At 68.3% G+C, this 23,168-nt stretch carries 22 protein-coding genes and 1 riboswitch; of the genes, 12 read left to right on the top strand and 10 right to left on the bottom strand.

The features are described from left to right. The first annotated feature begins 11 nt into the window (after nt 1-11). The 3 genes from AC1DRO_RS04665 to AC1DRO_RS04655 all read left to right on the top strand — a co-directional run bounded on the left by AC1DRO_RS04665 (nt 12) and on the right by AC1DRO_RS04655 (nt 2,162). A complete protein-coding gene (locus tag AC1DRO_RS04665) occupies nt 12-368 on the top strand; it encodes a DivIVA domain-containing protein (protein WP_476950010.1) in 357 nt (118 codons plus the stop codon). Further along, nucleotides 365-1,741 carry a hypothetical protein gene (locus AC1DRO_RS04660; RefSeq protein WP_476950009.1) on the top strand — a complete coding sequence of 459 codons (1,377 nt, stop codon included), beginning with the start codon at nt 365-367 and terminating at the stop codon, nt 1,739-1,741. Before AC1DRO_RS04665 ends, AC1DRO_RS04660 begins: the two co-directional genes overlap by 4 nt. Nucleotides 1,742-1,994: 253 nt before the next feature. Next, nucleotides 1,995-2,162, top strand: coding sequence for a DUF3117 domain-containing protein (locus tag AC1DRO_RS04655; protein WP_079550332.1), 168 nt, complete (start codon nt 1,995-1,997; stop codon nt 2,160-2,162). 110 nt (nt 2,163-2,272) lie between these two features. Here AC1DRO_RS04655 and AC1DRO_RS04650 read toward each other — a convergent pair whose 3' ends face one another. Further along, complete coding sequence (locus AC1DRO_RS04650; protein WP_018773821.1) at nt 2,273-2,905, bottom strand: O-methyltransferase; 633 nt, start codon at nt 2,903-2,905, stop codon at nt 2,273-2,275. A 272-nt stretch (nt 2,906-3,177) separates the two neighbouring features. Between AC1DRO_RS04650 and sigE the strand changes: the two genes are divergently transcribed. The 3 genes from sigE to AC1DRO_RS04635 all read left to right on the top strand — a co-directional run bounded on the left by sigE (nt 3,178) and on the right by AC1DRO_RS04635 (nt 5,708). After that, nucleotides 3,178-3,831 carry an RNA polymerase sigma factor SigE gene (gene sigE / locus AC1DRO_RS04645; RefSeq protein WP_476950008.1) on the top strand — a complete coding sequence of 218 codons (654 nt, stop codon included), beginning with the start codon at nt 3,178-3,180 and terminating at the stop codon, nt 3,829-3,831. 104 nt (nt 3,832-3,935) lie between these two features. Continuing rightward, nucleotides 3,936-5,231 carry a hypothetical protein gene (locus tag AC1DRO_RS04640; RefSeq protein WP_476950007.1) on the top strand — a complete coding sequence of 432 codons (1,296 nt, stop codon included), beginning with the start codon at nt 3,936-3,938 and terminating at the stop codon, nt 5,229-5,231. Between the two features lie 81 nt (nt 5,232-5,312). Next, nucleotides 5,313-5,708 carry a twin-arginine translocase TatA/TatE family subunit gene (locus AC1DRO_RS04635; protein WP_028275671.1) on the top strand — a complete coding sequence of 132 codons (396 nt, stop codon included), beginning with the start codon at nt 5,313-5,315 and terminating at the stop codon, nt 5,706-5,708. Between the two features lie 55 nt (nt 5,709-5,763). Here AC1DRO_RS04635 and AC1DRO_RS04630 read toward each other — a convergent pair whose 3' ends face one another. Genes AC1DRO_RS04630 through AC1DRO_RS04620 form a run of 3 tightly spaced genes read right to left on the bottom strand, consistent with a single transcriptional unit; the run spans nt 5,764 to nt 9,009 of the window. Then, nucleotides 5,764-6,891, bottom strand: coding sequence for an Mrp/NBP35 family ATP-binding protein (locus tag AC1DRO_RS04630; RefSeq protein WP_476950006.1), 1,128 nt, complete (start codon nt 6,889-6,891; stop codon nt 5,764-5,766). Between the two features lie 11 nt (nt 6,892-6,902). After that, nucleotides 6,903-7,745 carry a DUF1003 domain-containing protein gene (locus AC1DRO_RS04625; RefSeq protein ID WP_476950005.1) on the bottom strand — a complete coding sequence of 281 codons (843 nt, stop codon included), beginning with the start codon at nt 7,743-7,745 and terminating at the stop codon, nt 6,903-6,905. Next, entirely contained in the window at nt 7,726-9,009 is a 1,284-nt protein-coding gene (locus AC1DRO_RS04620; RefSeq protein ID WP_028275668.1) for a magnesium transporter MgtE N-terminal domain-containing protein, read from the bottom strand. Before AC1DRO_RS04620 ends, AC1DRO_RS04625 begins: the two co-directional genes overlap by 20 nt. A gap of 77 nt (nt 9,010-9,086) precedes the next feature. Between AC1DRO_RS04620 and AC1DRO_RS04615 the strand changes: the two genes are divergently transcribed. Continuing rightward, nucleotides 9,087-9,977: a YflT domain-containing protein gene (locus tag AC1DRO_RS04615; protein ID WP_476950004.1), complete on the top strand. Its 891-nt coding sequence runs from the start codon at nt 9,087-9,089 to the stop codon at nt 9,975-9,977. Nucleotides 9,978-10,087: 110 nt separating this feature from the next. Here the strand turns inward: AC1DRO_RS04615 and AC1DRO_RS04610 are convergent, their stop codons facing one another. Next, entirely contained in the window at nt 10,088-11,671 is a 1,584-nt protein-coding gene (locus AC1DRO_RS04610) for an aminopeptidase P family protein (RefSeq protein WP_476950003.1), read from the bottom strand. A gap of 122 nt (nt 11,672-11,793) precedes the next feature. On the opposite strand from AC1DRO_RS04610, the gene AC1DRO_RS04605 reads away from it, so the two are divergent. Beyond that, entirely contained in the window at nt 11,794-12,639 is an 846-nt protein-coding gene (locus AC1DRO_RS04605) for a PHP domain-containing protein (protein ID WP_476950002.1), read from the top strand. A gap of 145 nt (nt 12,640-12,784) precedes the next feature. Here the strand turns inward: AC1DRO_RS04605 and AC1DRO_RS04600 are convergent, their stop codons facing one another. The 3 genes from AC1DRO_RS04600 to AC1DRO_RS04590 all read right to left on the bottom strand — a co-directional run bounded on the left by AC1DRO_RS04600 (nt 12,785) and on the right by AC1DRO_RS04590 (nt 17,292). Next, entirely contained in the window at nt 12,785-13,657 is an 873-nt protein-coding gene (locus AC1DRO_RS04600) for a DNA-methyltransferase (RefSeq protein ID WP_028278091.1), read from the bottom strand. Nucleotides 13,658-13,665: 8 nt separating this feature from the next. Continuing rightward, nucleotides 13,666-15,441: a DEAD/DEAH box helicase gene (locus tag AC1DRO_RS04595; RefSeq protein WP_476950001.1), complete on the bottom strand. Its 1,776-nt coding sequence runs from the start codon at nt 15,439-15,441 to the stop codon at nt 13,666-13,668. A 360-nt stretch (nt 15,442-15,801) separates the two neighbouring features. Then, complete coding sequence (locus AC1DRO_RS04590; RefSeq protein ID WP_476950000.1) at nt 15,802-17,292, bottom strand: RNB domain-containing ribonuclease; 1,491 nt, start codon at nt 17,290-17,292, stop codon at nt 15,802-15,804. Between the two features lie 38 nt (nt 17,293-17,330). Here AC1DRO_RS04590 and AC1DRO_RS04585 point away from each other — a divergent pair, with 38 nt between their 5' ends. Continuing rightward, the gene (locus AC1DRO_RS04585; RefSeq protein WP_476949999.1) at nt 17,331-18,005 is read left to right on the top strand and encodes a ferritin-like fold-containing protein; all 675 of its coding nucleotides are present in this window, start codon (nt 17,331-17,333) and stop codon (nt 18,003-18,005) included. Nucleotides 18,006-18,042: 37 nt separating this feature from the next. Here AC1DRO_RS04585 and thiE read toward each other — a convergent pair whose 3' ends face one another. After that, a complete protein-coding gene (thiE, locus tag AC1DRO_RS04580; RefSeq protein ID WP_476949998.1) occupies nt 18,043-18,741 on the bottom strand; it encodes a thiamine phosphate synthase in 699 nt (232 codons plus the stop codon). A gap of 26 nt (nt 18,742-18,767) precedes the next feature. After that, nucleotides 18,768-18,888: riboswitch (TPP riboswitch) on the top strand. Here thiE and thiO point away from each other — a divergent pair. The 3 genes from thiO (at nt 18,882) to AC1DRO_RS04565 (ending at nt 21,255) form a co-directional block, all read left to right on the top strand. Beyond that, the gene (gene thiO / locus AC1DRO_RS04575; protein WP_476949997.1) at nt 18,882-20,192 is read left to right on the top strand and encodes a glycine oxidase ThiO; all 1,311 of its coding nucleotides are present in this window, start codon (nt 18,882-18,884) and stop codon (nt 20,190-20,192) included. (Overlaps the previous riboswitch by 7 nt.) Then, nucleotides 20,189-20,425 carry a sulfur carrier protein ThiS gene (thiS, locus tag AC1DRO_RS04570; protein ID WP_018773837.1) on the top strand — a complete coding sequence of 79 codons (237 nt, stop codon included), beginning with the start codon at nt 20,189-20,191 and terminating at the stop codon, nt 20,423-20,425. Before thiO ends, thiS begins: the two co-directional genes overlap by 4 nt. A gap of 5 nt (nt 20,426-20,430) precedes the next feature. Continuing rightward, complete coding sequence (locus AC1DRO_RS04565; RefSeq protein WP_476949996.1) at nt 20,431-21,255, top strand: thiazole synthase; 825 nt, start codon at nt 20,431-20,433, stop codon at nt 21,253-21,255. Nucleotides 21,256-22,099: 844 nt separating this feature from the next. Here the strand turns inward: AC1DRO_RS04565 and AC1DRO_RS04560 are convergent. Next, on the bottom strand, nt 22,100-23,168 hold a 1,069-nt coding region (locus AC1DRO_RS04560), incomplete at its 5' end, for a DUF222 domain-containing protein (RefSeq protein WP_476949995.1).

The raw sequence follows: 23,168 nt of genomic DNA, 5'->3' as shown, positions 1-23,168 counted from the left end.
ACGATGGTCTAGTGAGTCTCTTCCTGGTTTTCCTGGCGATTGTGCTGATCGGCGTCGCCGTCCTCCTGGGCACCGGCCTGGCAACGAAAATCTTCCGTCGCCGCCGGGACGGCGGTGCGGGCGGTTCTTTTGACGACGGTTTCGACGAGCCGGTCGCATCCCTGCCGCCGGTCCTGCTGCCCGAGCGCGCGGCCGCGGCGGACATTGACCGTCTGCGCTTCGCCGTCGGACTCCGCGGCTACCGGATGGACCAAGTGGATCAGGTCCTGGATGACCTGCGGGAGCAGATCGTCGCCAAGGACCAGGAGATCGAGGCACTTGGGGAGGAACTGGAGCGCCTCCGTCCGCCGACCGAAGAGCGTCCGTGAGCCGCGTGGAAGACCCGGAGACCGTCGCGGCGCCTGAGGCCCGGAAGCCCCAGGGGTTGAACGCGGCCCTGTGGAGCCGCATCGCCGCCGCGGGCGCCGGGATGGCGCGGTGGCCCTGGTGGGCGCAGGTGGCCGGACTCTACATCGCCGCGAGGCTGGTCAGCGCCTGCATCTTCATGGCCGCCGCCCTGCACCAGGGCGTGAATCCGTGGTTTCCCGCCAAGCCCGACTATTGGAACTTCACTAACATCTGGGATGCCCGCTGGTACGCCCAAGCGCTGCAGGCGGGGTATCCGGCGCTTCTGCCGACCGACGACGCCGGCACCGTCCAGGAGAACACGTGGGCCTTCTACCCCCTGTTTCCCGTGCTGGGCCGGGTGGTGTCCGGCCTGACAGGCACGGGCCCGGCGTGGTCCCTGACGGCCATCGCCCTGGTGTCCGGAGTGGGTGCAGCCCTCGTGGCGTACAGAATTTTCCGGCACCGGGCCACGCACCGCACGGCGCTCTGGGGGACCGTGTTCCTGGCGGCTTTCCCGGTGGCGCCGGTGCTGCAGGTGCCCTACGCCGAATCCCTCAACCTGCTGCTCCTCGGCGCCGCGCTGCTGCTTGTCATGGAGCGCCGGTACCTGTGGGCGATGCCCGTTGTGGTCCTGATGTGCCTTTCCCGGCCCACGGGGGTTCCGTTTGCCGCGATGATGGGCCTGTTGCTGCTCTACCGTTTCTGGCAGCGCCTCACTGCGAAAACCCGCACTGCGCAAACCCATACTGCGCAGACCCGCGCTGTGCAGCATCCCACGGCGCAACACTCCGCGAATCAGAGCCCCGCGACACAGGGCGTCACAGTGCAACGCCGGGACGGCGCCGCCGAGCTGTGGTCATTGGGCGGGCTCACCGCCGTCAGCGGCATCGGTGCGCTGCTGTGGCCTGCCATCGCCTGGGCCGTGACCGGCGATCCGGGCGCCTACACCAAGACCGAAACCGCATGGCGCGGCGATGACCTGGTGCCGTTCAAGCCATGGTTCGATGCCGGCATCATGCTGTTCGGGCCGACGCTCGGCGTGCTGGCTCCCTTCGTGTTCGTTGCCGCGTTCACGCTGCTGATGATGTCCCGGCCGGTCGTCGCCCTGGGCACCGAGCTGAGGCTCTGGTGCTGCTGCTATATGGGCTACCTGCTGGTCTTCCTGCACCCCCAGACCAGCACGTTCAGGATGCTGCTGCCGCTGTTCCCGCTCGCCCTCAGCGCCGCCCTTCTCTCGCGTTCCCGCGCCTACCGGGGCACCGTGGTGGTCATGTTCGTGCTGCTGCAGATCGTCTGGATTGTGTGGCTGTGGGCGTGGGCGCAACTGCCGGGCGGAGGGGACTACCCGCCGTGACGCACAGCACCATTTCGCGGCGCCGGCCCGGCCTGGCGGGACGCGCTGGAAAGTCCAACGATTAGCTACGGGCGCATTGTTACGCGATAATAGAGGATAAGCAAGGACAAGAAGCACACAGTTTGTAAGCGGTTTATTTGTGAGTTTGCCGGTCATGGCAGCCTCCTGGAGCGCTGCCGGACGGCTTGATTGGCCAAGCGGACGCAGCCCGGCCGGGCTGGTATGTCAGGGACTAATGGAGGGGATATTCCTTATGGCGGCAATGAAACCACGCACCGGCGACGGCCCTATGGAAGTGACGAAAGAGGGACGAAGCCTGATCATGCGTGTTCCGCTCGAAGGCGGGGGGCGGCTTGTAGTCGAACTCAATGCCGCTGAGGCGACGAACCTCAAGGAATGCCTCGTCGGCGTCACCGAATAGCGTCACGCCAAGAGCTTCGCAACAGGGCGGGGTCCCGGCCACCGGGCTGCGGACCCCGCCCTTTGCTGTCAGTACCCGCCCCTTGCACCCGGGCTAGTGAATCCTGGCTGCTACTTCTTCACCGCGATCAGCAGGCCGTCTCCGGTGGGCAGCATGGCGGAGGCGAGACGGTCGTCGTCGCGGATGGACTTGCCGATCTGGCGCAACACCACGGTGGTGGCTTCCCGGGCGGCCGGGTTCGCGACCCGGTCCTTGTCGAGGGCATCATTGACGATTAGCAGCCCGCCGGATTTGAGCAGCCGCACGGCCTGTTCGACGTAGCTGGGGTAATTCGGTTTGTCCGCGTCAATGAAGACGAGATCATAGGCGCCGTCCGTAAGCCGCGGCAGGACATCCCCGGCCCGGCCAGAAATGGTGCGGGTGCGGTTGGCCGGGCTGCCGGCCTCCTGGAACGCTTCGCGCGCTGCCTTGAGGTGTTCGACGTCGACGTCGATAGTGGTCAGGACAGCCTGCGGACCCAGCCCGCGCAGGATGCACACGCCGGACACGCCTGCGCCGGTGCCGATCTCCACGGCGGTCTGTGCCTTGGACGCCGCCGCCAGCACCGTCAGCACGGCGCCCACGCCGGGGCCGATCGGGGTCACGCCAAGCTCGAAGGACCGTTCGCGCGCGTGCAACAGGACCTCATCCTCGGCAGGCAGATCTTCTGCATAGGACCAGCTCGTGGACTTATCGGCGCTCATGGGATATCGCTTTCTGGGCGGCAGGGGAGTGTTCCCTACAGCGTACTGTGTCCGGCGGGACGGGACGCGGAGGCGGCAGCACCGTGGCCCCGGCCGGAGGGGGTCGTTCTGCCTTCGGCGGAAGACCGCGGTGGATCAGGAAATTCCCAGCTTATTTTGAAATGATGGGTATCCGCTCATCCGCGTGGTGATCGGCGTCGAATGAATGGTGCAGGAACCTGTGCAAGCAGGCACAATTCAGGCGTAGGTACCATCCACGAGGGGAGTGGACGATGTCGATTCCGGCACCTGTCCCGGCAACTGAGGCAACAGATTCAACCGGCCAGTCCCGGACCGCGGCGGAAGCCGAATGGGTCCGGCCGACCTGGGAGGAAGTGGTGACGAACCACTCCGCCAAGGTCTACCGCCTTGCGTACCGGCTGACCGGAAACAAGTACGACGCCGAGGACCTCACCCAGGAGGTGTTCGTCCGGGTCTTCCGTTCACTCGAGAACTTCAAGCCCGGCACGCTCGATGGCTGGCTGCACCGGATCACCACCAACCTGTTCCTGGACCAGGCCCGTCGCAAGAGCCGGATCCGCTTTGACGCTTTGGCCGACGACGCCGAGTCGCGGCTGCCGGGCCGGGAGCCCGGGCCGGAGCAAAGCTTCGAATTCAACAACCTCGACGTCGATGTCCAGGCAGCGCTCGAGGAACTTCCGCCTGACTTCCGCGCCGCCGTCGTGCTGTGCGACCTCGAAGGGCTCTCCTACGACGAAGTCGCCGCCGCGCTGGACATCAAACTCGGGACCGTCCGGTCCCGGATTCACCGCGGCCGGACAATGCTCCGTGAAAAGCTCGCGCATCGCGACCCGCGCCCGGCGCAACCGGCCAAGCAGTCCCTCAAGCCGCGGCTCAAGATGCCGCGCATCGCCGGCCTCCTCTGAACCGGTCAATGGGTCTGCTGAGACGTTTACTGGGAGCACCAGGCTGCAAGTTCTGGTGCGGGCCCGGGGCTACCCGGAAATGGGCCGCCGGCCGCCACGACCACGTGGAAGCATGTGCCGAATGCCGCGCCCGGCAACAGCGCGAACGCCAGTACCTCGAGAAGCTCCGCGGCGCCGCCGTGCCCGAGGCCAGTGAGGACCTGACTGCACGGCTCCTGGCACGGACCGGTCAGCTGGCCGCGGAACGGGCGGCGTCGGAACGGACCGCCGAAGCGGAGCGGGAACAAACAGCCCCGGCAGCTCCGGCGCCTGCAGCTCCGGCACCTTCAGCTCCTACACCTTCGGCACCTTCAGCTCCGGAACGGGCCATGGCGGAACGCCCCGACCCGGCCGTCACAGCGGAAGTATTGGACACAGCGGAAAGGCCGGGCGCGGCTGACGCCGCCGGGGCCGGCCATCGTCCGTGGCCCTCGGACCGGTTCCATGCAGAACACCCCGCGACGGGTGGGCCAAGGACGGCGGGGCCGGTCGCCGGTCGCGCCGTCGCCGCGGGTCCACACGGCGCCCGCCGCCGCGGCCCGCGCCTGCCGGTACTTGCTGTCGGCGGAGCCGTCGCCGCCTTGGCCCTCATCACCGGCACCGCGTACGTCATGGGAGGCGACGACGCGGTCCCCGCCGAGGGTGCAGAGACTGCCACCCTCGCCCACCCGGATGCCCCCGGGCTGCCCGCCAGCGGTGAGCCGCTCGGTGCAACGGAGCTGTTCGACGCCAGCGGATCCGGCGTCCCCGGCGCTGAGGGAACCGGGCCCCGTGTCGCGTTCGGCCTCGGCGGCGAGCCCGACTTCACCCCTGACGGGACGCTGAACACCGGCGAGCTTGCCGCGTTCCGCTCGCAAGGATGGACATGTCCGGAGCTGCACGAGCTCGGATTCCACCTCATCTGGGCCCGCGCCGGCGTCATCTCCGGGGACGAGGTCCTGGAACTTCGCCTCACGGATGGCCGGCACTTCGCCACGGTCCTTGAGCAGCACGCCTCGACGCGGGCGCCCGCGGCGCCCCCCGCACCCGCACGGGCCGAAGTTTCGCCCATCAACGTGCTGACCGGACACACCGCCGTGGCAGACGGCTTCATCCCGGCCAAGGCCGGCACGCCGTCGGCCGCCCCCGAACCCGGAAATGGCTTTCTTTGGGTCAACCCCGCCCCGCCCTACCGGGCCATCTACCAGACGTCGGCGGCGACATACACGTACATTTCGGACCTGCCGGCCGAGCAGGCGGACGACGGCGTTGCCGCTCTGACCCGGGTCAGCAGTGGCACTCCCGTGCCGGCCTCGCACAACGGAATTCCGGAACGGATCGAACGTGGATTGAGCCGAATCCTGGAGCACCTGGCACCGTGAGGCAGGGACGGGCCGGACATGGCCGGCATACGGACTTCGCGGAATCGTCGCCAGCCCGAGCGAGAGGGTAACCTTCCTAAAGTGCTTGGAATCAATGGACCGGAGTTCTTACTTCTGCTGATCATCGGCCTTCTGGTGATTGGTCCCAGCAGGCTGCCCGAATACACCCAGAAACTTGCCAATATTGTCAAGGAAGTGCGCCGGATGGCGTCAGGTGCGCGGGAACAGATCAAGGAAGAAGTCGGCATCGACATCGATGAGGTCGACTGGAAGAAGTACGATCCGCGCCAGTACGATCCCCGCCGGATCATCAAGGAAGCGCTCCTTGACGATGACACCAAGCCGATGAGCGCCGGGGCACCCGCAACGGTCTCCGCGGCCGCTGCCGCGACTGCCGTCGCCGTGCACCGCCCCGAGCGGGTGCTCGAGCGGCTGCCCGAGGGCGAACCGGCACCCTTCGACTCAGAGGCGACCTAGGACTTCCCGCGGCGGACCTGCCGCAGTGCCTTCGCAGTGATGCGGACGGGCCCTGTCAGCGGGGCTGCAGACCCAGCGGCATGCCCTTGAGGCCGCGGGGAACCGACGCCAGCCTGCCGGCGATCCCCGCCAAGGCCACGGCCGCAGGCGTCTCCGGACGGCCCAGCACCAGCGGCACTCCGGAATCCCCACCCTCACGCAGCAGGACTTCGAGTGGAATCTGGCCCAGCAGCGGCACGTCCTCACCCACGGTGGCCGAGAGGCGCTCGGCCAGCACGGCGCCGCCGCCGCTGCCGAACAGTTCCATCCTGCCGCCGTCGGGCAGTTCAAGATACGACATGTTTTCCACGACGCCGGCCACGGTCTGGCCCGTCTGGGTGGCGATCGCACCCGCCCGCTCGGCAACATCCGCGGCGGCCGCCTGCGGAGTGGTCACGACGAGGATCTGCGCCTTGGGCAGCAGCTGGGCGACGGAGATCGCGATGTCGCCGGTGCCGGGGGGCAGGTCCAGGAAGAGGGCGTCGAGGTCGCCGAAGTAGACGTCGGTGAGGAACTGCTCGAGCGCCCTGTGCAGCATCGGGCCCCGCCACGCCACGGGCTGGTTCCCGGTGACGAACATGCCGATGGAGATGACCTTGACCCCGTAGGCCACGGGCGGCAGGATCATGTCGTCCACCCGCGTGGGGGCCTGTGTGATGCCCATCAGCGCCGGAACGGAGAAACCGTACACATCCGCGTCCACGATCCCCACACGGAGCCCCTGGGCGGCCAGGGCGCATGCCAGGTTGACCGTGACGGAGGACTTGCCCACGCCGCCCTTGCCGCTCGCGACGGCGTACACCTTGGTCAGCGAGCCCGGCGCGTTGAACGGGATGCCGCGCTGGGCGCCGGCGCCCCGCAACTGCTCCTTGAGGGCGTCGCGCTGGACCTGCGTCATCACTTTAAGGTCCACGTCCACGCCGGTGACGCCCGGGACGGCGGACAATGCAGCCTCGGTGTCCGCCGTGATGGTGCCGCGCAGCGGGCAGCCCGCGATGGTCAGCAGCACCGCGATCCGCACGCGGCCGCCGTCGCCGATCTCAACGGACTCCACCATGCCGAGCTCGGTGATGGGGCGGCGGAGCTCAGGGTCGATCACGGTGGCAAGTGCGCCGTGCACTGCCTGTTCCAGCGGGGTGCTCATGCGGGCGATGCTCAGCTTTCGGGGATGGTGCGGTGTGCGGGCTGGCGGGTGGGATCGGTCACGGCCTCAGAGTGGTTCGCCGACGGGTTCGGCAGTTTCCCCGAGGGGTTCCCTGTCGGGTCCTGTGAAGAGTCCTGCGACGGGTCCACCGCACGGTCCTTCGCCGGGTCATCGCGCTTGCCGCCGGCCTTGACCCGGGGGATTTGCTGGGTCCGGGGGCTGCGCTGCTTGTCGCGCCGCTCCTTCATCTTCTCCTTGACCTTTTCCCGCGGGGTCTCGTGGGCGCCGGCGGAAGGATCGTGGGTGCGCAGTTCCTCCTGGGCCTCCAGCATGTCCTCCAGCAGGCTGCGGAGCTCGGCGCGGACGTAATCGCGGGTGGCGACCTCGCGCAGCGCGATGCGCAGGGACGCAAGTTCCCGGGTCAGGTATTCAGTGTCGGAGAGATTGCGCTCGGCCCGCTGGCGGTCCTGCTGCAGCGAGACCTTGTCGCGGTCGTCCTGGCGGTTCTGGGCCAGCAGCAGCAGGGGCGCGGCGTAGGAGGCCTGCAGGGACAGCATGAGGGTCAGCAGCGTGAACCCCAGCGCCCGTGAATCGAACTGCCATTCCTCCGGCGCCCACGTGTTCCAGCCCAGCCAGAACAAGCAGAACACCGTCATGTACATCAGGAACGCGGGGGTTCCCATGAAACGGGCGAAGCCTTCCGTGGCATGGCCGAAGGCGTCCGGGTCGGGACGGAAGTTGGGCAGGATACGCTGCCGGCCGCTCAGGGGCGTGTCGAGGCCGCCGGTGGTCCTGCCGCCAGGGCGGACGTTGGAGGTCCGTGGTGCTGTGGGATCAGCCAATGCGGCCTCCAAGCTTTCTTATCGGGGCATCGTCCTCGTGGGCGCGCCAGTCGTCCGGCAACAGATGATCAAGCACGTCGTCAACAGTCACCGCCCCCACAAGCCGTCCGTCATCGTTGACAACTGGAAGCGAGTTGAGGTTGTACGTTGCCAGCGCGCGGGCGACCTCGCTGATGTGGGCCTGGTCGGAGACCGGCTCCAGGCTCTTGTCCACCAGATTGCCCAGCGGCTCCGGCGGCGGAAAGCGCAAGAGCTGCTGGATATGGACGACGCCGAGGAATCGTCCCGTCGGCGTCTCCAACGGGGGCCGGGCGACGAAGATCGACGACGCCAGGGCGGGGGAGAGTTCCTCCCGGCGTACGTGCGCGAGTGCCTCGGCGACGGTTGCTTCCGGGGGAAGGATCACCGGCACGGGCGTCATGAGCCCGCCGGCGGTGTCCTCGTCGTATTCGAGCAGGCGGCGGACGTCTTCGGCGCCTTCGGGTTCCATCAACTGCAGGAGTTCTTCAGCCTGGGCGCTGGGGAGTTCGGCGAGGAGGTCGGCGGCGTCGTCCGGATCCATCTCCTCGAGGACGTCGGCGGCGCGGTTGACGTCCAGGGCGGAGAGGATCTCCACCTGATCGCCTTCGCGCATCTCCTGCAGGACGTCCGCGAGCCGTTCGTCCTGGAGTTCGCTCGCAACCTCGAAGCGGCGCTTGTCGCTCATTTCCTGCAGGGCCTCGGCGAAGTCGGCGGGCTTGAGGTCCTCGTGCGTGGCCACGAACTGGGTGGCGGCCTGTGGCTCGGTCTTGGCGCCTTGCCGGGCATCGGCCCAGTCGATGATGAGGGTTTCATTGCGGCGCAGCCGGCTCAGGGGCGAGAGGGAGTGGCCGCGGCGGACGAAGAGCTTGCTGACGAACCAGTCGCCGGAGCGGTGCCGGTCCATGGCGATGTCCTCGATGGTCGCGTCGCCGCTGCCGTCCGCAAGGGTCACCCGGCGGTCGAACATTTCGGCCACCACAAGGGTTTCCGCGCCGCGCTGTTCGAAACGGCGGAGATTGACCAGCCCGGTGCAGATGACCTGGGTCTGGTCTATGGACGTAATCCGGGTCATCGGCACGAAGACGCGCTTCTTGCCGGGGACCTCGACGACGATGCCCACCACGTGCGGGGCGCCTCTGGTTCCGCGGGAGAGCACCACGACATCGCGCAGCCGACCCAGACGGTCGCCCAATGGGTCGAAGACGTCCAGTCCGAGGAGGCGCGCGACAAACACTCGCGAAAGATTCGTGCTCACCCCTACAGGCTACCGAGTCTGCTCTCTTTTAGCTGAATTTCCAGCCGCACACCAGCCCGATGGGTGAGAATGGGCATATGTCAAACATTTTTGGTGCTCCCAGGGCCGGTGCCCCCAACGGCTCGGACGAGGCCCGCACCGTCCCGAGAGGCGACGTTGTCGGTTCCTACAACTCCTACCTGGATGCCCAGAAGGCGGTGGACTACCTGGCTGACCAGCAGTTCCCCGTGCAGATGGTGTCGATCGTGGGCAATGACCTGAAAATGGTCGAGCGGGTGACCGGCCGGCTCACCTACCCCCGCGTCGCCCTCTCCGGCGCCCTCAGCGGCATGTGGTTCGGCCTGTTCGTCGGCGTCATGCTGTCCTTCTTCTCCACAACCCCCGGTTATTTCTCGATTGTGACGTCAGTGCTGATGGGTGCCGCGTTCTTCATGCTGTTTGGCATCGTCACGTACGCCATGCAGCGCGGCAAGCGTGACTTCACCTCAACCAGCCAGGTGGTGGCGACCAATTACGACGTCGTGGTCTCCTTCGAGGCCGCCGGCGAAGCCCGGCGCCTGCTGCACCAGTTGCCTATGACGGCGCATGACGCGTCCGGTGCCGCGGCCGGCGGTTTCGCTCAGCAGGACTACCGCCATCAGGCACCGCAGCAGCCCGGCCCACAGCAGCCGGGACAGCAGACCCATGCGCCGCAGCGCCCCGCGGGCTGGAACGACCCTTACGGCCAGAGAACGCCGGAGACCGGCGCAGACCCGGCCGGGCAGTACCAGGGCGGTGCACCCCAGCAGGAGGGCCCCGCAGGCCCCGCTCTGACGGCGCCGGCCGCGGCTGAGGAGGCGGCGGCCCGCCCGGCCGGCCGGGTTTCCGGGGTGAGCTATCCGGATCTCCCGGACGGCCGCCCGCAGTACGGGGTCAGGGTCACGGACAGCGAGAAGCCCGCGGCGGGCCAGGACGGCCAGCAGCACTGATTCAGGCAACACTGAGGCCAAGCAAAAACAGGCAGCAACAAGGGAGGGTCCCGGACATCCGGGACCCTCCCTTTTTTGCTGCTTTTCCTGCTGTTTACTGCCTGACTGACCTACGGAGTCTGGCCGTCTACTTCCAGGTAGATGCCGGCCATCCAGGACTCGACGTCGTCGGCCTTGCGCGGCAGTGCGGCGCTGAGGTTGACCGGGCCGTCGGCCGTCATGAGGATGTCGTCCTCGATCCGGACGCCGATGCCGCGGTATTCCTCGGGGATGCCGATGTCCTCGCTCTTGAAGTACAGGCCGGGTTCGATCGTGAACACCATGCCGGGCGTGAGCACGCCGTCGAGGTAGAGTTCCCGCTTCGCCTGGGCGCAGTCGTGGACGTCGAGGCCGAGGTGGTGGCTGGTGCCGTGCGGCATCCACCGGCGGTGCTGCTGGCCCTCGGTGCTCACGGCTTCCTCGACGGAGACGGGCAGGAGGCCCCATTCGGCAAGCCGCTCGGCCAGCACCGTGGTGGCTGCCGTGTGGATGTCCCGGAACTTCGTGCCCGGCTGGGCGGCGGCAAAGCCGGCGTCGGCGGCGTCGAGCACTGCCTCGTAGACCCTGCGCTGGACCTCGGAGAACTTGCCGTTGGCCGGCAGGGTACGGGTGATGTCCGCGGTGTAGAGGGAATCGGCCTCGACTCCGGCGTCCAGCAGCAGCAGTTCGCCCGCGTTGATCTTGCCGGTGTTCCGGGTCCAGTGCAGCACGGTGGCGTTGTTGCCGGAGGCGGCGATGGTGTCGTAGCCGAGCTCGTTGCCTTCCTCGCGGGCCCGGGCGAAGAACGCCCCTTCCACGACGCGCTCGCCGCGGTGGTGGGTCAGCGCCCGCGGGATCGCCTTGACCACCTCGGTGAAGCCGGCAACGGTGGCGGCGACGGCGATCTTCATCTGTTCGATTTCCCACTCGTCCTTGAGCAGGCGCAGTTCCGAGAGGGCCTCTGTGAGTTTCTCGTCCAGGGCGTCGAGCACGCTCAGGTCGAGGTTGTCGGGGTCCTTGGCCGTGTTGTAGCGGGCAGTGTCGACGAGCGCGTCGATGTTCTCGTCAACCTTGCGGACCAGCCTGATGGAGATTCCGCCGATCTCCGGCGCACCGACATTCTTGGTGATGGCGAGTTCGAGTTCGGCGATGTCGGCCGTGTCGAGTCCCAGCTTGGCCTTGAACTCGGCCAGGGTCGGGCGTGCGCCGATCCAGAACTCCCCGGAGCGGGAATCGGCGTAGAACTGCTCGGTGTCGCGGCCGGCCAACGGGCGGAAGTACAGCGTGGCGTGGTGGTTTCCGCCGTCGTCGCCGGTGCCCTCCGCGACCGGTTCCAGGATCAGGACCGCATCAGGTTCGTGGTCCAGGCCGAGGCCGGTGAGGTGAGCGAAGGCGGAGTGCGGCCGGAAGCGGTAGTCGCAGTCGTTCGAGCGGACCTTCAGCGGGCCGGCGGGGATGACCAGGCGTTCACCTTTGAACTGGCCTGAGATGGAGCGGCGCCGGCCTGCGGCGTGGCCCGCGACGGCGTCCCGCTCGGGGAGCTGTTGCGAGGCCGGCGCCCAGTTGCTGGCCATGAAGGCTTTGAAGGCGTCGGAGCTGGGCCGCTGCGAGCGGTTGTTGACGCGCTCTTCGAGGGGCTGGGAAGCGGAGACTAGGGTGTTATCTGCATCGTTCACCGTCCCATAGTCTCACCAGCGCCGCGGCTTAGGCCAACGGCGCGCTCGCGCTGCAGGGCCGCTGCAGGGCCCGGCAAGAAGGGGCCGAGGCTTTGGATACTGCCATCTACTAGGCTGGTGAGGTGAGGATTGACCTGCATGCGCACTCCAACGTTTCCGACGGCACCCAGGCGCCGGCCGGCGTCATGGAGTCCGCCGCCGCCGCGGGCCTCGACGTCATCGCCCTGACCGATCACGATTCCACTGCCGGGTGGGCGGAGGCCGCCGTCGCCGCCCGGAAAGCCGGGGTCGCGCTGGTCCCGGGGATGGAGATCTCCTGCCGCACAGCGGAAGGCATCAGCGTCCACCTGCTCAGCTACCTCCACGACCCCGCGCATCCCGGACTGCTTGAGGAAATCACCAAGTCCAAGGACGCCCGGCACACGAGGGCGCAGAAGATGGTCACCCTTTTGTCGGAGGACTACCCGCTGACATGGGACGACGTGATTCACCACGTCGCGCCGGGGGCCACCCTGGGCCGCCCGCACATCGCCGACGCGCTCGTCGCGGCCGGTGTGGTGGAAGACCGGGCCGAGGCTTTTGGTTCCATCCTCACAGCACGTTCGCGCTACTGGGTCCAGCACTATGCGCCGGAGCCGGCGCTCGCTGTCGAACTGGTCCGTGCGGCGGGGGGCGTGCCGGTGTTCGCCCACCCCGTGGCATCCGCCCGCGGCCGGATCGTGGGGGAGGGGACCTTCCGGGAGATGATCGACGCCGGCCTGGCAGGCCTGGAAATCTACCACCGGGACAACCCCGAGGAGGGCCGGACGTTCCTGCGCCGCATCGCCGAACGCTATGGCCTGCTGATCACAGGGTCCTCCGATTACCACGGCGCAGGAAAGCCGAACCTGTTGGGCGAGAACCTGACCTCCGCAGAAGTCTTTGCCCGGATCGAGGAACTGGGCACAGGCTCGTCCGTGGTGCGCTGAAAAGCCGCCCCGGCCCCGGGTTGCGCTATCACTTAGCGTCCGTTTGAAGCCCCCCCCGGGCCCCGAATCGCCGCCACAAGTGATAGCACAACGGGTGGGAACGGCGGGGCTCGCTGGAACGGCGGGGCGCGGTGAGAGCGGCGGGTCAGACCGTCGGGAAAGACGTGAACTGCGCCTGCGCGGCCAGGCGCTTGGCCATGACGTCGATGGCCGGCTGGTTCTGGTCCACGCACACGAACCTGCGGTCGAGTTTCGCGGCCACGGACCCGAGCGTGCCAGAACCTGCGAAGAAGTCCAGGCACCAGTCGCCCGGCCGGCTCGAGGCCGCAACCACGCGGCGGATCAGCCCCTCCGGCTTCTGCGTCGGGTAGCCGGTTTTCTCCTTGCCGGTCGGCGAAACGATCGTGTGCCACCACACGTCCGTGGGCAACTTGCCGAGCTCGCGCTTGGCGGGGGTCACCAGTCCGGGCGCCATGTAGGGCTCACGGTCCACCTCGGCGCTGTCGAAGTGGTACTTCGCCGGGTTCTTGACGTAGACGAGGATGTTGTCGTGCTTGGTGGGCCAGCGGTACTTGGCCCTTGCACCGTAGTCGTACGCCCAGATGATCTCGTTCAGGAAACATTCGCGGCCGAAGATCGCGTCCAGCATGACCTTTGCGTAGTGCACCTCGCGGTAGTCCAGGTGCAGGTACAGAGTGCCGTCGTCGGCCAGGAGCCGCCAGGCCTCCACGAGCCGGGGCTCGAGGAAGGACCAGTAGTCGCTGAACGCGTCGTCGTACTTGTGCAGCGCGCCCTTGATGGTGTCGTAGGACCGGCCCTTGAACCCGACGCGGTCACCCTCGCCGCCGGCGTTGAGCACCATCCTGGTTTCCTGGCGCCGCTGGACCCGGCCGGTGTTGAAGGGCGGGTCCACGTAAATCAGTGTGAAGGCGCCGTCCGGCAGCGTGGGGAGGTATTCCGCGTTGTCCGCGTGAACCACCAGGTTGCTGCCGTCCGGCGCCCAGACGGTGTCAGTCATGGAGGGGATTAGGCCTCGGCGCCGCTCGGCTGTGCGTCGCCGCCGGCCACTACCTCGCCGTTGCGGCGGCGGGTGCGGGTCCGGCGCCGGGCACGGGTCGCCCGGTCCACCTCGGTGGGGGCCTTCGCCGGAGCGGCGGCGGCAGCTTCCGGTCCCTGTCCGTTCGCGGGGGACGCCGTGGCGGCATCGGCCTCGGCGGGACGGCGACGGCGGTCGCCGGAGCGGCCGCCGGCTTCGGTGCCGCTGCGGCGCGAGTCACGTCCGCCGGTGCGGCTGCCCTCGCGGGCGCCGTCACGGCTGCTCGTGCGGCTGCCTTCACGGGCGCCGTCACGGCTGCTCGTGCGGCTGCCGTCCTTTGCGCCGTCCCTTCCGCTGTCCTTTGCGCTGGTGCGCGAGTTCTTCTTGCCGGTCTCGCCGAGGTCCTCGAGGACCTCCGCGTCGACGCCGGCCAGCACACGCTTGTCGCGCGGCAGCCGGCCCTTGGTGCCTGCGGGGATGTCGAGTTCCTCGAACAGGTGGGGCGAGGACGAGTAGGTTTCCACGGGCTCGGGGTAGCTCAGGCCGAGGGCCTTGTTGATGAGCCCCCAGCGCGGCATGTCGTCCCAGTCAACAAAGGTCACGGCGGTGCCCTTGTTGCCGGCACGGCCGGTGCGGCCCACGCGGTGCAGGTAGATCTTCTCGTCTTCGACGCACTGGTAGTTGATTACGTGGGTGACGTCGTCGACGTCGATGCCGCGGGCGGCGACGTCGGTGGCAACGAGGACGTCCACCTTGTTGTTGCGGAAGGCGCGCAGCGCCTGTTCGCGGGCGCCCTGGCCGAGGTCACCGTGGATGGCGGCCGCAGCAAAACCGCGGTCCACCAGTTCCTCGGCCACCTTCGCGGCGGTGCGCTTGGTCTTGGTGAAGATGATGGTCCGGCCGCGTCCGCGGGCCTGCAGGATGCGGGCTACCACTTCCACCTTGTCCATGCTGTGGGCACGGTAGATCAGCTGGCGGATGTCGCGCTTGGTCAGGCCCTCGTCGTCCGGGTCCGCGGCGCGGATGTGGGTCGGCTGGGTCATGTAGCGGCGGGCCATGGCGATGACCGGGCCGGGCATGGTGGCGGAGAACAGGAGCGTTTGGCGGACCGCGGGCGTGCCGGCGATCAGGGTCTCGACGTCCGGCAGGAACCCAAGGTCCAGCATCTCGTCGGCTTCGTCGAGGATGACGATCTTGACGTTCTTCAGGCTCAGGTGCTTCTGCTTGAAGAGGTCGATCAGGCGGCCGGGGGTGCCGACGACAACCTCGACGCCGTTCTGCAGCGCCTCGACCTGCGGCTCGTAAGCGCGGCCACCATAGATGGTGGCGATGCGGGCGTTGCGCTTCTTGGCGGCGTTTTCGAGGTCCTTGGCTACCTGGACGGCGAGCTCGCGGGTGGGCACGATCACCAGGGCCTGCGGGGCGCCGGGAACGGCCAGTTTGTCGAAGCCGGCGTCGTCGCGGCCGACGACGCGCTGCAGCGCCGGGATGCCGAAGCCGAGCGTCTTGCCAGTACCGGTCTTGGCCTGGCCGATGATGTCATGCCCTGCCAGTGCGACCGGCAGGGTCATGGCCTGGATCGGGAAGGGGTGGGTGATGCCGGCGTCGGCCAGGGATTCCACGATGTCCGCGCGGACATTGAAGTCGGCAAAGGTCTTCTCGGCAATCTCGTGCGGCTTTTCGTCCGAGATGATGGTCTCTTCGGGCTCGATGCTCTCCGTGCCGGACTCATCGGTCAGAAGCTGGTGCGTGTGCAATTCACTCACAGGGGAGTTTCCTTATTCATTTTGGGCTGCGCTGCTTGCTCAACGGGGCCGGCCATGGCGGCCGTTCCGGAGCACGCTCAGGCGCGCAAGCAATTCCAGTGGAAGCCGATCGCGGGCTATCTAAATGCTGGCACTGGGGACCAGCGGGTGTATCTCAAGATCGCGTAGGGGCGGGCTTGTTGAATTCGAAAATCATGGAAATCAACGACCGGGCATCCATTTCTACCTCTTCAGTCTAGCTGTACAAGGCGCGGATCCTCGACTGGGCGGGTGATTGCGCCTCGGAAGGTGACCGGGAGGGCGGCCGGCAGCGCTGGCTGGCGACGGCGTGGGGACGGCCCGCGGACCGCCAGCGGGCCGTCAGCCCACGAGCTCCAACTGGATTTCCCGCGTGGCGATGTCCGAGGACACCACCCGGACCCGGACTTTGGTGCCCGGTTCCAGCTCGCCGGGGCAGCGTGCGGTCACGGCGGGCTCGGCGATCTGGACGATCCCGGACGGGCCGTTTCCGTTGCCGTTGGTCTTCCCGTTGCCGTTGCTGGTGCCGTTGGTGCCCTTGGCCGGCTTGGGACCGGAGATGACGACAGCGTCGAATTCCTGGCCGATGTGGTTGACGAGCAGCGCCGCCTCAACGGTGTCCAGCGACAGCCGCTCCAGTTTCGCGGCCAGCTGGTCCGAGGTGCCCATGATGGCAGGGAGGGACGGCAGCGCCTCCCGGGCCCAGGCAGGAACTTCGGTGCCGTTGCTCAGGGCCTCGCAGATCACCAGCACGAAGCGGTCGACCAGCCGCCGCAACGGTGCCGTGGAATGGGCGTAGGCGGCGCCAATGGCGGCCTGGACGGCGGCGTTGGGCACTGTGCCGTCGAAGGGTGTGTATCCGGCACCGCGGAAGAGCATCCCGGCCGAATGCACAATGGCCAGCTGCCGGGGGTCCGTCGGGTCAAGGGTCCGCAGGTACTCGCCGTAGCGCATTTCCCCGTCCCAGGGCTTGCCGAGGGCGTGGGTCTGCCGGTGGAAGTGGCGCAGTGACGCCTCGTCCGGGGCGGGCATGGTGCGCAGGATGCCGACTTTGCCCTGGAGCATGAGCGCCGCGGCGGCCATCCCGGTCATGAGTGAAATCTGGGCGTTCCAGTCCTCCACCGGCAGCGGCGGGGCCGCCACGATCCGGTAGCCGCCGTCGGGCAGTTGCTGGATCTCCTGTTCCGGCATGTTCAGGCTCGCGCCGCCGCGCAGGCGTTCCAGTTCCACCCGTTTAATGCCTACTTCTTTCAGCAGCTGCAGCACGGGCGACGCGGTGCCGGCGTCGAGCTCGGCCTGCACGCCCTTGTAGTTGAGCTTCGCGCGGCTGCGGACCTGTGCCCGGCGCACGAGGACCGAGGCGACCTCTGCCGCGGCGTCGAGCTCGAACTCCCAGACGAAAGCAGCGCACAGCTGCCCGGCGAGCAGGCTGCCGGCGGCCTCGCTGATGATCTCCGGATGCAGCGGAATCCGGCCGTCCGGGGTGTAGAAGGTCTGGCCGCGGCGCCGGGTCTCGGCGTCGAGCGCCCCGCCCGGGGCGACAAAAGAGGGGACGTCGGCGATGGCATAGAAGACCTTGTAGCCGCCGTCGCTCCGTTCGATAAAGAGGGCCTGATCCAGGTCGGTGGACGACGCCGGATCGATGGTCACGAACTCGACATGCGTGAGGTCAAGGTCCGGGAGCTTGTGCTCGGCCACTGCCGCCTCCGCGTCGCGCAGCACAACTTCGGGGAACGGGCCGGGCAGTTCCAGCGTGGTGCGCAACGCCTTGAGGGCCCCGGCAAGCTGGTTCTGCTGCTCGTGGACACTGGGGGTCAGGCGATGATGGGACACGAAAATCAGGGTAGCCCGATTTCCGCTATTAGTCTTGGATGATGAGCGCAACTGCGGACGATCCGGCCCTCTACAACAGCTTCATCGCCGACCTGCTGGGAGTCTTGGCGTACGGCGAGCTTTCCGCCTTCGAACGGCTGTCCTCGAGTGCCCGGTATTCGCCCACGCTGCATGACCGTGCGGTGCTGGGCAGGATGGCGGTGGTCGAGTTCCAGCATTACGAACTCGTCCGAACCCGCCTCGAACACATGGGCTTGGATACGGAGGCCGCCATGCTGCCGTTCCAGCCCTCGGTGGACCACTTCCACGAACGCACGCGCCCGTCGGACTGGTACGAGGCCCTCATGAAGGCCTACGTGATCGACACGGTCGCCGCGGACTTTTACGGCGTGGTGGGCCGGTACGTCGACGCCGCGACCCGTGAGTTGATCGGGCAGGTCCGCTCCACCGGTGAGTCCACGGCCGTGCTGCAGGCCCGCCTCAAGGCGGCCCTGGCCGATGACCCCCGGCTCGCGTCGCGCCTGGCGCTGTGGGCCCGGCGCCTGCTGGGGGAGGTCCTGAACCACGCCCAGCGTGTCAGCGCTGAGCACGCGTTCCTCGGCGGACTGTCGGGGCTGGACGACGCCGGCGCCCGGGCGCTGGTCAACGGCCTGGCGGCCGAACTCGCAGCGAATCACGCGCGCCGGATGACGGAGCTGGGTCTCGCCGGATAGTTTCAGTGCCGGCCGGTATTACGGGCCGGGGACCTGCTTAGGATGCGGCGGCGTCCAGCGCCGCCAGCAAGGCTCCGGCCGCGTGGGCCGGATCAGCGGCGTCGGTGATCGCCCGGACCACGACGATCCGCCGGGCACCGGCATCGACTACCTGCTCCACGTTACTGAGGTCGATCCCGCCGATCGCGAACCACGGCAGCAGGCTTTCGTTGACCTTGCCGGTTCCCTCCGTGTCCGCCCCGCCGATCGCCTGGGCGGCGTAGCGCACCAGATCGAGGCCGACGGCGGCGCGTCCGGGTTTGGTGGGCGTCGCCCACACGGGGCCAACACAGAAGTAATCGAGTCCTTTGCGGCCGGGCGCGGCAGCGATGGCGGCGTCCACCTGCTTCGGGCTGTGGGTGGACAGGCCGATCACGGCATCCTTGCCGAGAAAGCCGCGGGCGGCGTCGAGCGAAATGTCCTTCTGACCGACATGGAACACCGGAGCCCCGGACAGGGAGGCGATGTCCGCCCGGTCATTGACGGCCCACAGACGCCCGTGGCGCTGCGCTGCGGTGTGCAGGACCTCCAGCAGTTCCAGCTCCTCGGAGGCCTCGAGCGACTTGTCGCGCAACTGGATGATGTCCACGCCGCCGGCGAAGGCGGCGTTCACGAAGTCCTCGAAGTCGCCGCGGTCCCTGCGGGCGTCGGTGCAGAGATAGAGGCGGGCGGTGGTGTGGAGAGGGTCCTGGCTCATGGGACCAGCCTAGTTCCTCTAAACTGGGCGCATACCGCGGGAGCCCGCAGCAGCCATGTCGCCGCTGCCCGGCTGAGAGGGCGTCAGAGCCGACCGCTTGACCTGATCCGGCTAGTACCGGCGTAGGGAAGGAATTCTTCATGGGCACACGAGCAGGCCGTGCGGCCGGAGCCGCAAATGACGCCGCCGCCCAGGTTTGTGACACAGGGCCCGGTACCGCAGAGGGAATCATCGCGGGGGATTCGACTGCCGACGTGGCCGTGATCGGCGGCGGGGTGATCGGCCATGGCATCGCGTTCGAGGCCATCCGCTCGGGCCGATCCGTGGTCCTGATCGATGATGCTCCCGGCAGCGGAGCCAGCTGGGCCGCGGCCGGCATGCTGGCCCCCGTCAGTGAACTGCACTACCAGGAGGAGCAGCTCCTGGAACTGATGCTTGAGGCCTCCCGGTTGTGGCCAGGATTCGCTGCGGCTCTCGACGCCGGTGCCGCCGGCGCGGATTCCCCGGCGGGTACCGGCTACTTAACGACGCCGACCCTGGCGGTGGGGGCCGACGCGGCGGACCGGCGCGCGCTCGCGGACTTGAGGGAAGTCCAGCAGGCGTGCGGCCTGGCCGTGGAGCCACTGACAGTGCGCGAGGCACGCACCCGGGAGCCCCTGCTGAGTCCCGGCATCTCGTGTGCCTTCGAGATCCCGGCCGACCACCAGGTGGACCCCCGCCTGCTGATCACCCGGCTCGCGGGCGTGCTCGGTGCGGAAGGCGGCAGCTTCGTCCGGCGGCGCGCGGCAGGCCTGCTGTGGCAGGACGGACAGGTGGCGGGTGTGCGGTTGGCCGGCGGCGGTACCGTGCGGGCTGCCGAGACCGTGGTCGCCAACGGGCTCGGTGCCGCCGCGCTCGAGGAGCTTCCGGCCGGGCTGGCGCTGCCGGTGCGGCCCGTCTACGGCGACATCCTCCGGCTCCGCGTGCCCCCGCATCTGCAGCCGCTGCTCACGGCCACCGTGCGGGGCATGGTGCGCGGCGTCCCGGTGTACATCGTCCCCCGCCAGGACGGCACCGTGGTGATCGGGGCCACCCAGCGCGAGGACGGGCCGTCGGATCCTCACGCGGTTTCCGCCGGCGGCATTTACCAGCTGCTGCGGGATGCCCAGCAGCTGGTGCCCGCGGTCGCCGAGCTGGAGCTGCTGGAAGCCACGGCGCGGGCCCGGCCCGGCACACCGGACAACGCCCCGCTGTTGGGGCGGGTCGCACGACCGGACGGCGGGGACGTCCCGGGGCTCATCATCGCCACGGGATTCTTCCGGCACGGCGTCCTGCTGACCCCCGCCGCTGCAGTCGTGTGCCGGCAACTCATGGACTTCACGCCGGACCCGCGCTGGGCCGGGTTCCGCCCCGACCGTTTTTCCCGCATCCCGGATACGTCCGGGGACAGCCCCAAGAAGGAAGCAGCATGAACATCCGACTCAACGGAACGGAGCAGAGCGTCGCCGACGGCGCCTCCGTCTCCACACTCGTCAGCCAGCTCACGGGCCGGAGCATCGGCCCCGACGGCCGCGCTGCCGACGGGCGGAAGCTCGGTGTCGCCGTGGCCCGCAACGCCGAAGTGGTGCCGCGCAGCCAGTGGCACGCCACGGCGCTCGCCGACGGCGACGACGTCGAACTTGTCACGGCAGTCCAGGGAGGATGACCAGCATGAACGAGACGACGTTCGCAGGAACACAGGCCGTCCCCATGACCGGTGCGGTGGCCGATCCGTTCGTGGTCGACGGCGTAAGGCTCGGCTCCCGCCTCATCATGGGAACCGGCGGTGCGCCGAGCCTGGACGGGCTCGGGGCGGCGCTGGTGGCGTCCGGGACGGAGCTGACCACGGTGGCGATGCGCCGCTATTCGCCGGCGGAGACGGGCTCGCTGTTCCAGCTGCTCGAGGACCATCAGATCCGGGTGCTGCCGAACACGGCAGGCTGCTTCACCGCCAAGGACGCCGTCCTCACCGCCGAACTGGCGCGGGAGGCCCTGGAAACGGACTGGGTCAAGCTCGAAGTCATTGCCGACGAGCACACACTGCTGCCGGACGCCGTCGAACTCGTGGACGCAACCGAACAGCTGGTGGCCCGAGGCTTTAAGGTCTTCGCCTACACGAACGACGACCCCGTGCTTGCCCTCCGGCTCGAAAACCTCGGCGCGACGGCCGTGATGCCGTTGGGCGCCCCGATCGGCACCGGACTGGGCATCCTGAACCCGCACAACATCGAGCTGATCGTCTCGCGCGCGTCCGTGCCCGTGGTGCTGGATGCCGGGATCGGCACGGCTTCGGACGCCGCCCTGGCGATGGAACTCGGCTGCGACGCCGTGCTGTTGGCTACGGCGGTGACCCGTGCGCAGAATCCGGTGCTCATGGGCGAGGCCTTCAAACATGCCGTCATCGCCGGCAGGCTGGCGAAAGCGGCCGGCAGGATCCCGCGGCGGGAACACGCCCTGGCGTCCTCTTCAATGGAAGGCCGGGCCGAGTTCCTCTAACGCCCGCTCGGCCGGCGGGGCTGATCTGGTTGCACCGGCCGGACGTCCTGATCACCATTGCTCTTGATGACGCGCTGGCGCGATCATCCGAAGGCCCGGCCCGGCCCGGCCCGGCCGGGTCGACGTGCGGCGGGGATGAACCAGGTATGCCGTCGGTCCGCATCCGGATGGTTCGCTGTCCTTGTGGATCAAGTGGTGGTGCGAGTAAGGCAGGGTCCCGTTAGCGCGCTGGAGACACTTTCACGAAGAATGGCGTTGCCACTTCTTTGCTTTTCCAGCTGCCCTTTTCGAGGTCAGGTGCCATCCCTTGCAGCCTCCGCATGGGTATACGCTCGCGGGCAACTTGCCCCCAGATGACGAGCCCTGCCGGATGATTTCTTGGAGGGCGCGGTTCGCGTGCCAGGGGGTGGAGTAGGTGATCTTGGTGCAGCTTGCCATCGGGCGAAACCCTTCTTGAAAGAGTACGCGCGTGGCTCATATCCACACTTGAGCGCCACCTAACAGTTGCGTCCCAGGTTCCACATGATTGTGTCGTTCAAGGCACAACGTATCGCAGCCCTAACTGCGTTGCAATCGTGAGTCTTCGGCCCAAGATTCTCTGAGAAATAGCTGCTGCTCCCAGAGCTCTTATTAACGACCTGTCCCGTTGCCGGGTTCCGGTGGTTCCGGCGCGGAACTACTACGTGATGGGGTGGCCTTCGCACCAGGACGCGGAGAGATTCGGCCGGTGTCCAAGACCTGGCCCTCGCCGCCGAGGACGACGGCGATCAAGTCGGAGTCGCAGCCGATATTGCGCGCGGTGGGGGCGGTGACGCGTCGGCGGGACTAGCCGTGGGCGCCGGGGTCACTCCAGGCGGAAGTATCTGTTCCGGCGGGGTGTCCGGGCGGGGTCGAGGTGGGGTGGCGGGATGAACCAGGGGGTCCCGGTGCGCATCTGGATGCTCCAGTGTTCCTTGTGGATCACGTGGTGGTGATGGGAGCAGAGCAGGGTGCCGTTGCCGGCTCCGGTGGTTCCGCCGCGGGACCAGTAGGCGATGTGGTGGGCCTCGCACCAGGATGCGGGGATCGTGCATTGCGGGAAGGCGCAGCCCTGGTCCCGGGCCGTGATGGCCTTGCGGATATGCGGCGGGAAGACGCGGGAGGCCCGGCCGATGTCCAGGATCTGGCCCTCGCCGCCGAGGACGACCGGGATAATGTCCGCGTCGCAGGCGATTTTGCGGATGGTGCCGGCGGTGACCGGGCCGGTGAACAGCAGCGTCCCGGTGCCGTGTCTGGTTCCCGTGCCGTGCTGTGCGGTGTTGGCAGGGCCGCCTGCTTCGGCGGGAGTCGTCCCGAGCCGGGTGAGCAGGTCCCGGTAATCGATGGTGGCCATGACCTGGGGCCGGAGCCCGCCGGCCGCGGGCAGCCCTCCGGCGGCGAGGGCTGCCTTGCACGCGCCGACCAGGCCGTCGAGCAGCCGTTGGGGCCGGGAGCGGAGGTCCAGGGACGGCAGCGCGGGGTCCTCCCGCGGGGCGGGCTCATCAGCCGCGCAGGGCGCATCCGCCGCCGCGGACCCGTCACCAGGTCCGGTGGCGGTGCTTTCGCCGGTGCGGGGGTTGGTGGCGGTGTTCATCACGGTGATCAGGTGTTCGAACTGGTCCGTGGTGGCGAAGATTTCCAGGTGCTGCAGGCCGTGCCGGGGTTTGCGGAGGAAGGCGCCCTGGAGCTGGCGGAGCAGTTCCTCGGAGGGTTCGGCGCCGTCCTGGTCCAGCGCCTCGGCCCAGCTGCGGCTGACCCGGGCCAGGAAGTCGGCGTCGTTCTCGGCCGCGGTGCGGGTCAGGGCGTGCTCCATCGCCGCCGCGGCCTCCGGGAGGCAGGCGTGCCGGACCCGGTCCAGGGCGAGCGTGATGACGGTCGCGGCCCGGGACGCGACC

The sequence above is a fragment of the Arthrobacter sp. P4_F11 genome (genome assembly GCF_056401395.1).
This window is presented reverse-complemented; position numbering and strand designations above follow the sequence as displayed.